Genomic DNA, 12,394 nt, shown 5'->3' on the forward strand with positions numbered 1-12,394 from the left:
GCCGAATGACAACGCGTGTATGGGATTATCTGCCCGAGTATGCCAAGGAACGAGACGATATCCTGGACGCTGTACATACCGTCTTCGAATCCGGTCGTTTGGTTCTTGGTGACAGCGTTAGCAGCTTCGAGGACGAATTTGCCCGATACCACGGCGCACCACACTGCACGGGAGTCGACAACGGCACCAACGCAGTGAAGCTCGCCCTGGAGGCAGTGGGTGTGGGTCCGGGTGACGAGGTGATCACGGTGTCCAACACCGCCGCACCGACGGTCGTGGCAGTCGTAGGCGCCGGTGCAGTCCCGGTGTTCGTCGACGTCCGCGAGCAGGACTTTCTGATGGACACCACTCAGGTCGAGGCTGCAATCACGCCAAAGACGAAAGCTATTCTGCCCGTGCATCTTTACGGTCAGTGCGTTGATATGGAATCGCTTCGAAGAATCGCCGACAAACACGATATCGCGATTGTGGAAGATTGTGCACAGGCGCATGGGGCGCGCTACAACGGAAGAATCGCCGGAACGATGTCGGCTGCGTCCGCGTTCTCCTTCTATCCGACCAAAGTCCTCGGCGCATACGGAGACGGCGGCGCCGTGGTCACCGCGGACTCCGAGGTCGACCGCGCACTGAAGCAACTCCGTTACTACGGGATGGAAAAGACCTACTACGTCGTTCGAAGCCCTGGGCACAATGCTCGACTCGACGAACTTCAAGCTGAGATACTGAGAAGAAAGCTCCATCGCCTCGACGACTACATCGCGGCGCGAAATTCGATCGCACGCCGCTACGCCGAAGAACTGGGTGACCTGGAAGGCCCGGGTGGACTACAGCTGCCGAAGACCAATGAGGGCAACAGTCACGTGTACTACGTATACGTCGCACGACACCCCCAGCGAGATGCCATACTCGACGCACTCGCAGACCGCGACATCTCACTCAACATCAGCTATCCGTGGCCGGTGCACACGATGAGCGGCTTTGCGCATCTCGGTTACGAATCCGGATCTCTACCCGTCACGGAAAAGCTCGCGACCGAAATCTTCTCGTTGCCGATGTATCCCTCGTTGTCCGAGTCCGAACAGGGAGGGGTCATCGCCGCCCTCAGGGAAGTGATCACAGGGCTGTGACCGCCGTCGGTCGGCGCCCTGTCCTCGGAACTCGGATCGACGGAGTCGAGGTGCTCCGAGCGGATGCCCACCACGACGAGCGAGGAAGCTTCGCCACCCAGTTCACTTCGACCGGCTTCGTCGAAAGAACAGGTCGCCCACTGTTTCCGGTCCGCGAGATAAGCCACAACGTGTCGATGCGTGGCGTACTGCGCGGGATTCACCACACCAGCGTGCTACCCGGCCGCGCAAAGTACGTCTATTGTCCGCGCGGCCACACCGAGCACTTTCTGGTCGATCTACGGACAGACTCGGCTACTTTCGGTGGCTGGCAGAGTGTGACGCTCACCGGAGCTGCAGCAGACGCGATCTACGTGCCGATTGGCGTCGGGCACGGCTTGCTCTCCTTGGAAGACAATTCTGTGGTCGGCTATCTGATGTCGGCGCCGTACAAGGTTGAGCAAGAGCAATCGGTGTCGGCACTCGATCCTCGCATCGGGCTACCGCTTCCCGTGAACAAAATGCAGTTCGCGCGGTCCGAACGCGACTGCGCCGCTCCGACGTTGGAGATGTCTCTCCAGAGTGGCCTTCTGCCGAACATGGAGCAGTGTCGCCGCGCGGAAAAGGGACTGTATGACTAATTCGCGATTCCCCGCATCAGGATTTCGAGACGGTAGTCCGCGCGAACTCCCTCGGGATCGTGGCCGTTCGCCCACGCGAGCGCGTTCGCGAGAACGAAAACGTCCTCGCCGACGACGTCGTCCCGTACGCGTCCTGTGGCGCGGACGCGCTTCAGTACGGCTTCGGTGAGATCCTCCAGTTCCCGACAGATCTCGCCGAGTGATCCGCCTCGCGAACTCGCAGCCAGCACACTGTCGGCCAGTCCGCCGTACGCACCCGAGTAGTCCGACAACAGCCGCACCCAGTCTCGGAGTACATCCGACGCGTCGTACGAGGGTGTGTTCAGGCGATCCACCGCACGTCGAAGCTCTTCGACGTGATCCTCGACGGCCGCGGCAATCAAGTCCGAACGCGTCGGGAAGTGGCGATAGAGCGTGCCGGGTCCGACGCCGGCTGATTTTGCAATGTCCTCGAGTGGGGCCTCCACTCCTCGATCGACGAACGCCCTCCGGGCCGCCTGAACGACGGCGTTTCGGTTGCGTACTGCGTCCGCTCTCAGCGGCCGGCCGGCCGGAGCGCTCATGAGTTTCTCCCTCAGCTGTTGACTTAAGCGGACGCTGCCTCCATATTATAAGCGGAGGGTGTCTCCGATTAATCCGGAGGAGGCATCCGCATAGAAGGAGTATGACATGAACGCACCTGCTTTCGGCACGAGCGAAAAGTCGGCAACCGGACATCCTGCGCGCTGGGCAGCGCTGGCGGTGCTGGTCGTGCCAGTCCTGCTCACCTCGATGGACTTTTCCGTGCTCTATCTCGCCATCCCGGTCATCACGGCTGACCTGGCCCCGACGAGTAGCCAAATGTTGTGGATACTCGATATCTATGGCTTCGTGCTCGCTGGCCTGCTGATCACGATGGGCAATCTCGGCGATAGGTTCGGTCGCCGAAAGATCCTGCTCATCGGCGCGGTGGTGTTCGGCGCGGCCTCGGTCTTGGCGGCATTCTCCACAAGCCCCGAGATGCTCATCGCTGCGCGCGCGCTGATGGGGCTCGGCGGTGCAACACTCATGCCGTCGACCCTGTCGTTGATCCGCAACATGTTCGAGGATCCGGGCGAGCGAGCAAAGGCGATCGGGGTCTGGACCGCAGCCTTCGCGGGCGGAGGGGCTCTCGGACCGGTCGCAGGCGGCGCGTTGCTGAACTTCTTCGACTGGGGTTCGGTGTTCCTGATCAACGTCCCGTTCCTGATCGGACTCCTTATTGCAGCCCCCATTCTCGTTCCCGAGTTCCGCAATCCGTCGTCTGCACGTTTCGACATCGCCGGAGCCACCTTGTCGATGGCTGCTGTTCTGCCAATCGTCTATGCAGCGAAACATGCCGCCGAAATCACGGGTTGGGACGTGAAGAGCTCGATCTCACTGGCGGCGGGGGCCGTATTCGCCGCGCTGTTCTTCGTACGCCAGAGATCGGCCACCGACCCACTCGTCGACACGACACTGTTCAAGAGCAGGCGCTTCGTCGGAGCCCTCGTGGCCGTGACACTCGGCATCATGGTGTTGCTCGGACCCAACATGTACCTCGCGCAGTACCTTCAGTTGGCACTCGGATTCAGCCCGCTCGGAGCCGCGCTGTGGATGATACCGATGACCATTGCAGCGATGGCCGGTTCGATGCTCGCACCGCAGCTGCGCGGATGGGTCGGCACCGCGTCGGCGATGAGCATCGGTTTCGTTGCGGCTGCCACCGGGCTGGGCGTAATCGCATTCACACCGGCGGCGGACGGCCTGTCCATCATCGTGGGCGGCGGCGTCGTGCTCGGCGCGGGAGTTACGACGGTCATGACCCTGGCAACCGACGCCATCGTCGCGGCCGCACCCCCGGATCGCGCAGGGGCGGCATCAGCGATCCAGGAGACCGGATCCGAATTCGGTGGCGCGTTGGGTATCGCGCTGATGGGCTCGATCGGAGCAACGGTGTACAAAACATCACTCGATCTGCCTGCAGATGTCCCCGCGATTGCTGAAGAGTCCTTCGCAAGTGCACGTGAGGTCTCGAGAAGTCTGCCCGAGGAGGTCGGAAATGCACTGTTCGAGAATGCTGCGGAAGCGTTCACATCCGGATTGTCGGTCGCCGCAACAGCAGGCTCCGTGGTGATGCTCGCACTCGCTGTCGTTGTACCGGTGTTGATGCGCGGCGAGGCGACTGACGCCGAATCCACGTCGGTTCGGGCCGACAGTAACTCGTACGCTAAGGAGTCCCACTCATGAGCAGCGATCAACCTCTCGGCTACTTGGTGAAGCAATTCGACAACGAATTGAACGACTATGTCGACACCGCTCTTCGAACAGAGCATGGGGTCGGCCGTGCACATTGGCAGGCGTTGCGGACCGCGTTCGGCGACCGCAAACTCCTGCTGTCCACGTTCACCAGCGAGGCGCGCACGTTCTACAGTGACGCGGAGTTGGCCGAGCTGCTGTCCTCGCTGACCGAGAACGGTTGGATCGATGTGGAGGGAGCAACGGACAGCGAGCGGATCATGGTCCTCACCGACCAGGGTGAAAAACTGCTGAATCGAATGATGCAGACACAGAATCGAACCATGCAAATTGCGACCGAGGGCGTCTCCGAAGCCGACTACGAGACCACCCGCACCACTCTGGATCGAATGGCGAGCAATCTGCACACTGCAAGCGCTGCGCTGTTGCGTCCCATGTCGGTAGAGATCGACTAGGCAGTCGGCGCTGATGTGCCTGTGGCCCGCGTGCCTGGGTGCACACAAGTCGGGTCCGCGGGGCCGGATGTGACGCTGCGGGGCAACTTGTGTGCACTCATGCACGGCGACTTCTCCGACGCTGTCGTACCACCGAAATTATCTCGTCCACGACTTCGTCCAAGTACGCCATCGCTGTCGCGGCCGAGTAGCGGAGGATGCGCCAACCGTCGGCGATCAACGCGTTCTGGCGTTTGCGATCGTTGTTGAACGGTTCGGGTTCGATGTGAAATTTGCGTCCGTCGATTTCGACGATCACCTTGGCGCGACGACACACCAGGTCCCCGTAGTATCGTCCGATCTTGGTGTTGATCTCGAGCCGGAAGTTGCGTGCTGTCAGTGCACGAGCGACGGCGCGCTCCGGTTCGGATCTGGTTTTCGGACAGCACGTGCGCAGTTGTTCGCGGACGGCGGCGATTCCGTGTCGACCGGAGGACTCCGCGCACATCTGTGCGACCGCGCGCCAGTTCACGCGTTGTCCGATTGCGGCGTCGAACAGCGCCTCGAGGTCTGGCCGCTTCATAGTTGTGGCGACCTCGATGAGGCAGTGCTCGATCGGGACCACCGGCAAGCCGTTCGTTCTCGCCTGCTTGGTCACTGTCCGTCGATGCAACCGAACCCATTGCGGGCCGCGGACCTGGGTACCCAGTGGCACTGTTGCTTCGACGAGTGCCGGTTCTTCGGTCAGACCCCACATCCAGGCGGCGCTCGCGTGACTGAGCACCGCAGTCGGCTTCCACAGCGTCAGCGCAGTGCAGCGGTCGAGATAGCTGGGCTCGGTGTCCGAATAGATCTGCGGAAGCACTCGATGAAACGAAGACAGAGCCCGACGGCTCAGGCCTGAATGCAGCAGCGACTCGCGTGTGTAGACCCCCATGCGAACACGATTGCAGGAAGTCGAGTTTCGGATCGAAATCTATCCACAGCCTGTGTACAACCGATCGGACTCGGTGGGTTTTGTGGTAGGGCGTGCGTGCGTGCGTGCACACAAATCGGGTCCGCGGGGCCGGATGTGACGCTACGAGGCGACTTGTGCGCACTCACGCACCCGCGAACAGACGACCAAGGTCCCTGATGGCGGTGCTTTTGTACCGCTGCGTCGAGCACGTCGCGGAAGGTCTGATGGTGGTCGGGCGAAACTCACGGCACCAGCAGCCGGGCAAAGGAAACGACGATGAGAGCTAGCGCAGGAAACGGAACTCGACCCACATTGGTAGGGAGATTCGAACTTTCGACGCTTTCCTGGTTCGAGCGAGTTGTCTACATCCTCATTCGAACCGCAGATTCGCGATGAACTATCCGATCGAGGTGCGCGCTCTGAGCAAGAGCTATGGGGACAAACTGGTGATCGACGACCTGTCGTTCGTCGTAGATCCAGGCGCCGTCACAGGATTTCTCGGACCCAACGGTTCGGGCAAGTCGACCACCATGCGACTGATCGTGGGGTTGGATCACCCCAGCGGTGGCAGCGCGAAAATCGGTGGCCTCGACTACGCGCATCTGAGTCGGCCACTGCTTACCGTCGGAACTCTGTTGGACTCCGAAGCCATCCATCCTGGCCGATCGGCATACAACCATCTCCTCTATCTTGCTCAGACACAGTCGATTGCGAACAAGCGCATCACGGAGGTTCTCGAGCTCGTCGGCCTGCGCGACGTCAGCGGCGAACGTACGGGTGGGTTCTCTCTCGGCATGCGGAAGCGACTGGGGATCGCCGCGGCACTACTCGGAGACCCGTCGGTGCTCATCTTGGACGAACCGATCAACGGGTTGGATCCGGAGGGCATCTACTGGATGCGCAATCTGATGAAGCACCTGGCGGGGGAGGGACGAACCGTGTTCGTCTCCAGCCACCTCATGGGCGAAATGGCGCAGACTGCAGATCATCTGGTCGTGATCGATCACGGCAGGTTGATCGCAGAATGCACCCCCAGTGAATTGATCGCCCGGAGTAGTCGGGCATCGGTGTTGGTGGCGTCCTCCGATTCGAAGAGACTTGCCGCGTCCATCGGGGCAGCCGGCGGACACTTCGAGGTTCGCGATCACGAGACGCTCACCGTGAGCGAACTTTCCGCACGCCGTATCGGCGAACTTGCCGCACAGCAGCAGATCGTGATCTATCAGCTGACGCCGCAGAAGGCATCGCTGGAGGAGGCCTTCATGTCACTCACACACTCCGATTCGGACGAGGACGACCAGCAGGTTGTCTCACACTCTCGCGGAGAGGCCATGGCATGAGCACCACCTCACCACCCGTCACAGCGACACCTGCCACGCACAGCCACCGTAGCGCCGATGTCGTCGGACTCTTGAAATCGGAATGGACGAAGCTGATATCGCTTCGCTCGACGATCGCGTCGCTGGTGTTGCTGGTAGTGCTCACCATAGGTTTCACGGTCCTGTTCACCTGGTTCACCGTGGCGTACTGGGACAACGTGGATCCCATCGCGCAAGCGCAGATCATTGCCGACCCGGCGCGGCAGATCCTCGGCGCTGGTTTTCTGCTGGGTCAATTAGCGGTCTGTGTGCTCGGTGTGCTGGTCGTGACCAGCGAATATGCCAGCGGAACGATCAGGGCCAGTCTCCTGGCGGTCCCCTCGCGCATACCGGTCCTCCTCGCAAAATCCGGCGTGTTCATGGTGGTCGTCTTCGTGGTCGGTCAGATCGCATCGTTTCCCACCTTCTTCTTCGGATCGGCGATCATGCGTTCTCGCGCGTCGGTGTCCCTGGGCGATCCAGGTGTCTTGCGCGCAGTGATCGGTGCGGGCTTGTATCTCGCATTGCTCGGGGTCATGGCTATCGCCGTCGGCGCAATCGTCCGGCACACGGCGGGAGCCATCACCGGCATTATCGGGTTCATTCTCGTGCTGGCCCCGTTGACGCAGCTGATCCCCGGCACCATCGGCAAGTACATTCAGGCATATCTACCCTCTCAGGCCGGGTCTCTCATCGCCTCTCCTCAACAGTCGCCCGATGACCTTCTGACCCCTTGGCAGGGTTTCGGGGTCGCGGCAATCTGGACGGTGCTGTTGCTTGCCCTCGCGGCGTGTCTGCTCCGACGCCGGGACGCGTGAGCAGGGACGGAGCGAGACCTTCGGCCGCCCGTATGGGCCACAAGTCCCTATCCCCCGGACGGTGGCGATCTGCAGACTGGACGCAACGGCAATTTCCCCGCACCTTTTCAGACAAGGACCATCCGGCATGGCACTCGTTCTCCCTCTCGTCATGTTCGCGGCGGTGTTCAGCTTCGGAGCACTCCGATTCGGCGCGCGTTCTGGAATCTGGGAACCGAGCGGCAGCATCGCCGGTCCCAGCACCTTGGAGGAGTTGTTCGCCGCGCGCTATGCCCGTGGGGACATCGATGACGTCCAGTACCGCAGAGCCGTGGACCGGCTGACGATGCAGCTCCACGGCTGAGAACTCCCATACGAGAGAAGAACATCATGCGAATCCTGATTGCCACAGCAAGCCGTCACGGTTCCACCCGCGAACTCGGGCACTGGTTGGGATCCGCGATAGCCGAAAGGCTGTACGGCGCAATGGATTCGGTGACGGTAGAGGTCCTCGACGCCGCTGACGTCGACGGCATCGCCGGATACGACGCCGTCATCATCGGAAGCGGAGTGTATATGGGCCGTTGGCTGCGGGAGGCGCGATCACTGGTCAAGCGAGAGCGCGTCGAACTCGAGAACAGGCCCGTGTGGTTGTTCTCCAGCGGGCCGATAGACGAGGAAACACCCTCAGCGACATCGTCGAAGTGGAATGAGGCTTCCTGGGCGATCGAGCATCGAGTATTCGGCGGGAAGCTCGATCGGTCGGAGCTGTCGAGGTTCGAGCGACTCGTGGTGAAGCTGATTCAAGCCGATGACGGAGACACCAGATCGCGCACCGACATCGACGAGTGGGCGGACGCGATCTGTGCCACCTTGTCAGCCTCGACCCCACAAGCGCGCTGAGCCTTACACGACACCGCCGAACTGGCGGAGTTCCTCGAGAATGGCCGGGACCTTCTGCATCAATGAAATGTGTCCCTCTCCGTCGACGAGGTGAGCTCGCGCCCCAGCGATGTTGGCGGCCAGCCACTCCACGTGTGCGAATGGCACCATGGTGTCCAGGCGGCCCTGCCACAGGGAGACTGGGACGCGGATCTCGCTCAGGTCGAACCCCCAAGGTCGGGTGTGGGTCAGGTCGTCGTCGCGCCACCCCACGATGCCCTGACGGCCGGCCGCATTGACCGAGGAGGCGAGGTACTCGGCGAGCTCCCCGGTCAGCGCGGCGCGGTCCACCGGCGGTGCCAGAGCACCCAATCCCTCCGCGACCTGCTCGGCGGTGACGGCGAAGAATCCCTTCCGGATATCCAGGAACGCCTCCAGCTCCTCGACACCAGCGAAGATCGCCGAGTATTCCGCGACGTTCTCCTCGGCCATGCCGTCACGGATGTCACCGTCGTACTCGGCGGCAGGAGCGATGCCGACGCAGCAGGCGGCCGCCAGGCACCGGTCCGGTAGCAGCGCTGCGCACGCGAGCGCGCGGGGTCCACCGCCGGACCAGCCGATCGTGAGAAAGTTGCCGACACCGAGGTGGTCGAGCACCGTCGCGGTGTCTGCGGCGTCGTCACCGACCTGCGCAGTGGTGGCGCCGTCGGAGCGCGGCGAGGACGCGCCGTACCCGGGGCGTGAGTAGGAGATGACCCGGAGCCCGTGCTCGGCCGCGGCGCGTTCCAGGGTCGGGAAAGGGACCGCGGCTTGCGGCGTGCCGTGATGGTAGACGAGTGGGAACCCGTCCTCCGGGCCCGCGTCGAGCACCTCGAGCGTGCGGTCGTTGCCGGCTTGAATGATGACCGTCCTGGCTCCGGGATCCCGCTTGCTCCGACGTCCGACAACTGAGTCACCGCCGGATGGAACGGCAGGTGCGCCGATACCGGGTGCGACAGCAGCTCTTGTCATGTGGTCCTCCGCAATTTCGATACCGATGCTCTCCCCGACGATCGAGCTATGTACGTCACTCATCCTCGACGCTGGCACCACCATGCATGTAGGGCCGAACGACATCGAAGTCGACAGCGGACGTGACTTTGGGCCCTATCGATGGGAGCGCGTTCGCGAACACGATGTAGCGATGGACGACGCACCTTCGGCGGGTGGGTTGCGCGTCACTGTTCGAGGAGAGGATGACATGGCCGGTTTCGATATCTCACGGTCGACGCCATTGGACGTTTTCGTCTCGCGCAGCACGATCGCCGACCTCCCAGCCGAGTGGTCCCGTCGAATGGAGTACGAACTAGCGTTGATGCGTAGCCCGCTGGCTGCGCAACTTCGCATCGTCGAACACCGAATTCAGTTGATGATGCGAGCGCAAGCGGTACGCAATCCACGAGATCTCGTCGCGACACCAGCGAAGCACCTCCGTTGAGGGAACCCCCAGCGCGGTCGAATGACCTTTTCGGACGCTTGCCCTAGGCTTTGCTGGCATGGCATCTCCGGCAGTCGAACTCGAGGTGGGCAAGCGCTCGGTGCGCATCTCCAACCCCGATCGGGTGTACTTCCCCGAGAGCGGGGCCACCAAGCTCGACCTGGTGAACTACTACCTCAGTGTCGGCGACGGAATCGTGCGCGCGCTGCGGGAACGCCCGTGCATGATGCACAGATTCCCCAAGGGGCTTGCCGGCGACAAGGTGCACCAGAAGCGCGTGCCGAACGGTGCGCCCCCGTGGCTCGAAACCGTGCGCGTCACGTTCCCGCGCTACAACCGCACCGCCGACGAACTGTGCGTCACCGAGTTGGCGCACGTTGCGTGGGCGGTGCAGATGTCGACCGTCGAGTTTCACCCGTGGAACTCGCGTCGCGCCGACGTCGAACGGCCCGACGAATGGCGCATCGACCTCGACCCCATGCCCGACTGCCCGTTCGACCGAGTGCGTCGCGTCGCGGGTGTGGTGAAAGAGGTGCTCGAGGATCTCGGCGCGGTCGGGTGGCCCAAGACGTCCGGCGGGCACGGACTGCACGTCTACGTACGCATCCGACCGGATCACGGCTTCAAGGACGTGCGCAGGGCAGCACTGGCTTTCGCGCGTGAAGTCGAGCGGCGGGCACCCGAGGACGTGACGACGACGTGGTGGCGCAAGGACCGTGACCCCACGAAATTGTTCGTCGACTACAACCAGAACGCCCGTGACCACACCATCGCCAGCGCCTACTCGGTGCGCGGAAACCATCAGGCCACCGTGTCCACCCCGATCTCCTGGGACGAGGTGGCGACTGTGGATCCGCACAAGTTCACGATCTTCACGGTGCCCAAGCGATTCGCCGAACTCGGCGACCTGCACGCGGGCATCGACGACGCCGTGTTCGCCCTGGACCAGCTGCTCGACTGGGCCGAGCGTGACGAGCGGGAAGGTCTCACGGAGCCGGAGGAGTGAGCGTCCAAGGTCCCTGACGTTTCGACTCCCGGCTGTTGGCGCTATCCCGATCAATCACTCTCTTTTCGCCGATGTCAACCGGTCGATCGCAATACGACCTGAATGCTCAGCAGATCGTCGCCCACGGCGCGGACCACGACCGACGCATTGCGTGAGATGGTCCGAAGCCGTCGCCGCGGGTCGTCGTCCGGTCGCAGTACCGCCCTACCGCTGCGCCAGACGTTCTTCACTCTGATGCGCACCTCGGGATTGGCCTGAATGTTCTTGACGTACTGACTGGCAGGGCCGTATTCGGACACGAACCAGTACTCGTCGCCGTCGAGGCGCCCGCTGACCGGAGTCGTGCGGGGTTCACCGCTCTTGCGGCCGACAGTTTCGATCAGGTGCGCCCTCGGAACGCGCCTGCTGATCGGATTGATCAGTGTCCGCTGAAGTGCAGTGATGACGCTTTTGCGGCTCACATTCCGTCTACCCGCCGACATGGAGTCGTCAACCCCTTCTGGTGGCGGCCGACAGAATCATGTCCGTGACCGCAGCCGGTGCGCAGGACGTCGCGAGCACCTGCGCACGGCTTGCGGCGTCGCAGCGGTAGCGTCGTCGCGGCCTACTCGAGGTCAGCGCGTGTTCGACGCTCTTGGCAACCTTGTCGGGATCCACCGCCAGCTTCTGCATGCGTGGCAATAGGCCACGCATGCGGGTCAATTGAGGCTCGTAGAGCTCACGGTGTTCGGCTGACATCGCGTCGGACACCGCGTCGAATTCTTCGACCACATTGGTCCACATATCGGTCCGCGTGGTGCCCGGCTGGATCAAGCTGACGTGAATCTTCCACGGTCGCAACTCGATACGCAGCGCATCGGTAAGCGCCTCGATGGCGAACTTCGAGGCGCAGTACGCCCCTGTCCCCGGTGTCGCCAGTAGCCCGCTGAGCGAGGAAATCATGACGATCCGTCCGCGGCTGGCGCGAATTCTCGGCAGCACCGCTTGCGTCAACCGCAGTGGGCCGGTGACATTGACGTCGAGCTGATCGGTGAAATCGTTCGGTGGCACCGTCTCCACCGGCCCCTGCAGCGCGATCCCCGCATTGTTGACCACTGCGTCGAGTCGGTCCGGAAGTACGTCGTCGAGGGCAGCGATGGAATCGGGTTCGGTGACATCGAGAAGAAGTGGATGAACACCGTCGATCTCGCCGAGCAGGTCCCGGTGCGACGCCGACCGCACTCCGGCATAGACGGTCGTTCCCGCTGCAGCAAGCCTGCGCGTGCAGGCGAGTCCGATTCCGCGCCCGGCCCCGCTGATCAGGACCGCGCTCATCCTGCGTACTCACTTCGGCAATGTGCGACGTTCATCGGGTTGGATTCCCTTTCGTCGATGGAACAGCGCACCCGCGATTGACAGATCGAACGCGCCGGTAGACGATTGCTACCGTCGGTATCAGATACCATTGGTTCCGACCTGTCAACCGCTGACGGACGCTCC

At 62.5% G+C, this 12,394-nt stretch carries 15 protein-coding genes; 10 read left to right on the forward strand and 5 right to left on the reverse strand.

Features of this window, described 5'->3' with window-relative positions; all coding sequences use genetic code 11:
• Positions 1-5: 5 nt before the first annotated feature.
• Both KVY23_RS02080 and KVY23_RS02085 read left to right on the forward strand, forming a co-directional pair.
• Positions 6-1,127 (forward strand): DegT/DnrJ/EryC1/StrS aminotransferase family protein, encoded by a 1,122-nt coding sequence (locus KVY23_RS02080; RefSeq protein ID WP_230555115.1) that lies wholly within the window; start codon positions 6-8, stop codon positions 1,125-1,127.
• Entirely contained in the window at positions 1,124-1,747 is a 624-nt protein-coding gene (locus KVY23_RS02085; RefSeq protein WP_230555116.1) for a dTDP-4-dehydrorhamnose 3,5-epimerase family protein, read from the forward strand. Before KVY23_RS02080 ends, KVY23_RS02085 begins: the two co-directional genes overlap by 4 nt.
• Here KVY23_RS02085 and KVY23_RS02090 read toward each other — a convergent pair.
• Positions 1,744-2,310, reverse strand: a complete 567-nt coding sequence (locus KVY23_RS02090; protein ID WP_075838328.1) for a TetR/AcrR family transcriptional regulator — start codon at positions 2,308-2,310, stop codon at positions 1,744-1,746. The genes KVY23_RS02085 and KVY23_RS02090 overlap by 4 nt on opposite strands.
• Before the next feature lie 106 nt (positions 2,311-2,416).
• Here KVY23_RS02090 and KVY23_RS02095 point away from each other — a divergent pair, with 106 nt between their 5' ends.
• A complete protein-coding gene (locus KVY23_RS02095) occupies positions 2,417-3,994 on the forward strand; it encodes an MFS transporter (RefSeq protein ID WP_230555117.1) in 1,578 nt (525 codons plus the stop codon).
• On the forward strand, positions 3,991-4,458 hold the full coding sequence (locus tag KVY23_RS02100) for a hypothetical protein (RefSeq protein WP_230555118.1): 468 nt from the start codon (positions 3,991-3,993) through the stop codon (positions 4,456-4,458). The genes KVY23_RS02095 and KVY23_RS02100 overlap by 4 nt, the downstream gene beginning before the upstream one ends.
• 97 nt (positions 4,459-4,555) lie before the next feature.
• Here KVY23_RS02100 and KVY23_RS02105 read toward each other — a convergent pair whose 3' ends face one another.
• Positions 4,556-5,374: an endonuclease domain-containing protein gene (locus tag KVY23_RS02105; protein WP_230555119.1), complete on the reverse strand. Its 819-nt coding sequence runs from the start codon at positions 5,372-5,374 to the stop codon at positions 4,556-4,558.
• Between the two features lie 413 nt (positions 5,375-5,787).
• On the opposite strand from KVY23_RS02105, the gene KVY23_RS02110 reads away from it, so the two are divergent.
• From KVY23_RS02110 to KVY23_RS02125, 4 genes are all read left to right on the forward strand, one after another.
• Entirely contained in the window at positions 5,788-6,735 is a 948-nt protein-coding gene (locus KVY23_RS02110; protein ID WP_075838325.1) for an ABC transporter ATP-binding protein, read from the forward strand.
• On the forward strand, positions 6,732-7,571 hold the full coding sequence (locus KVY23_RS02115; RefSeq protein ID WP_230555120.1) for an ABC transporter permease subunit: 840 nt from the start codon (positions 6,732-6,734) through the stop codon (positions 7,569-7,571). The genes KVY23_RS02110 and KVY23_RS02115 overlap by 4 nt, the downstream gene beginning before the upstream one ends.
• A 127-nt stretch (positions 7,572-7,698) precedes the next feature.
• Positions 7,699-7,914, forward strand: coding sequence for a hypothetical protein (locus KVY23_RS02120; RefSeq protein WP_230555121.1), 216 nt, complete (start codon positions 7,699-7,701; stop codon positions 7,912-7,914).
• 26 nt (positions 7,915-7,940) lie between these two features.
• Positions 7,941-8,453 carry a flavodoxin domain-containing protein gene (locus KVY23_RS02125; RefSeq protein ID WP_230555122.1) on the forward strand — a complete coding sequence of 171 codons (513 nt, stop codon included), beginning with the start codon at positions 7,941-7,943 and terminating at the stop codon, positions 8,451-8,453.
• A gap of 3 nt (positions 8,454-8,456) precedes the next feature.
• Here KVY23_RS02125 and KVY23_RS02130 read toward each other — a convergent pair whose 3' ends face one another.
• Positions 8,457-9,506: an alpha/beta fold hydrolase gene (locus KVY23_RS02130; RefSeq protein WP_230555123.1), complete on the reverse strand. Its 1,050-nt coding sequence runs from the start codon at positions 9,504-9,506 to the stop codon at positions 8,457-8,459.
• 109 nt (positions 9,507-9,615) lie between these two features.
• Here KVY23_RS02130 and KVY23_RS02135 point away from each other — a divergent pair, with 109 nt between their 5' ends.
• Both KVY23_RS02135 and ligD read left to right on the forward strand, forming a co-directional pair.
• A complete protein-coding gene (locus tag KVY23_RS02135; protein ID WP_230555124.1) occupies positions 9,616-9,909 on the forward strand; it encodes a hypothetical protein in 294 nt (97 codons plus the stop codon).
• A 58-nt stretch (positions 9,910-9,967) separates the two neighbouring features.
• A complete protein-coding gene (gene ligD, locus KVY23_RS02140) occupies positions 9,968-10,915 on the forward strand; it encodes a non-homologous end-joining DNA ligase (RefSeq protein WP_230555125.1) in 948 nt (315 codons plus the stop codon).
• 74 nt (positions 10,916-10,989) lie between these two features.
• On the opposite strand, the gene KVY23_RS02145 is transcribed toward ligD, so the two are convergent.
• Both KVY23_RS02145 and KVY23_RS02150 read right to left on the reverse strand, forming a co-directional pair.
• Positions 10,990-11,397 (reverse strand): nitroreductase/quinone reductase family protein, encoded by a 408-nt coding sequence (locus KVY23_RS02145; RefSeq protein ID WP_230555126.1) that lies wholly within the window; start codon positions 11,395-11,397, stop codon positions 10,990-10,992.
• A 7-nt stretch (positions 11,398-11,404) separates the two neighbouring features.
• Positions 11,405-12,229, reverse strand: a complete 825-nt coding sequence (locus tag KVY23_RS02150; RefSeq protein WP_075838318.1) for an SDR family oxidoreductase — start codon at positions 12,227-12,229, stop codon at positions 11,405-11,407.
• Between the last annotated feature and the right edge of the window lie 165 nt (positions 12,230-12,394).

This window comes from Rhodococcus sp. I2R, from assembly GCF_020889545.1.
In the GTDB taxonomy this organism is placed as follows: domain Bacteria; phylum Actinomycetota; class Actinomycetes; order Mycobacteriales; family Mycobacteriaceae; genus Rhodococcoides.

What these genes read in the sequence shown, in the direction of transcription:
- ligD (WP_230555125.1), top strand. Translation starts at nt 9,968, where the DNA reads ATGGCATCTCCGGCAGTCGAACTCGAGGTGGGCAAGCGCTCGGTGCGC.
- KVY23_RS02095 (WP_230555117.1), top strand. Translation starts at nt 2,417, where the DNA reads ATGAACGCACCTGCTTTCGGCACGAGCGAAAAGTCGGCAACCGGACAT.
- KVY23_RS02110 (WP_075838325.1), top strand. Translation starts at nt 5,788, where the DNA reads ATGAACTATCCGATCGAGGTGCGCGCTCTGAGCAAGAGCTATGGGGAC.
- KVY23_RS02080 (WP_230555115.1), top strand. Translation starts at nt 6, where the DNA reads ATGACAACGCGTGTATGGGATTATCTGCCCGAGTATGCCAAGGAACGA.
- KVY23_RS02150 (WP_075838318.1), bottom strand. Translation starts at nt 12,229, where the DNA reads ATGAGCGCGGTCCTGATCAGCGGGGCCGGGCGCGGAATCGGACTCGCC.
- KVY23_RS02100 (WP_230555118.1), top strand. Translation starts at nt 3,991, where the DNA reads ATGAGCAGCGATCAACCTCTCGGCTACTTGGTGAAGCAATTCGACAAC.
- KVY23_RS02115 (WP_230555120.1), top strand. Translation starts at nt 6,732, where the DNA reads ATGAGCACCACCTCACCACCCGTCACAGCGACACCTGCCACGCACAGC.
- KVY23_RS02090 (WP_075838328.1), bottom strand. Translation starts at nt 2,310, where the DNA reads ATGAGCGCTCCGGCCGGCCGGCCGCTGAGAGCGGACGCAGTACGCAAC.
- KVY23_RS02135 (WP_230555124.1), top strand. Translation starts at nt 9,616, where the DNA reads ATGGACGACGCACCTTCGGCGGGTGGGTTGCGCGTCACTGTTCGAGGA.
- KVY23_RS02125 (WP_230555122.1), top strand. Translation starts at nt 7,941, where the DNA reads ATGCGAATCCTGATTGCCACAGCAAGCCGTCACGGTTCCACCCGCGAA.
- KVY23_RS02105 (WP_230555119.1), bottom strand. Translation starts at nt 5,374, where the DNA reads ATGGGGGTCTACACACGCGAGTCGCTGCTGCATTCAGGCCTGAGCCGT.
- KVY23_RS02120 (WP_230555121.1), top strand. Translation starts at nt 7,699, where the DNA reads ATGGCACTCGTTCTCCCTCTCGTCATGTTCGCGGCGGTGTTCAGCTTC.
- KVY23_RS02130 (WP_230555123.1), bottom strand. Translation starts at nt 9,506, where the DNA reads ATGAGTGACGTACATAGCTCGATCGTCGGGGAGAGCATCGGTATCGAA.
- KVY23_RS02145 (WP_230555126.1), bottom strand. Translation starts at nt 11,397, where the DNA reads ATGTCGGCGGGTAGACGGAATGTGAGCCGCAAAAGCGTCATCACTGCA.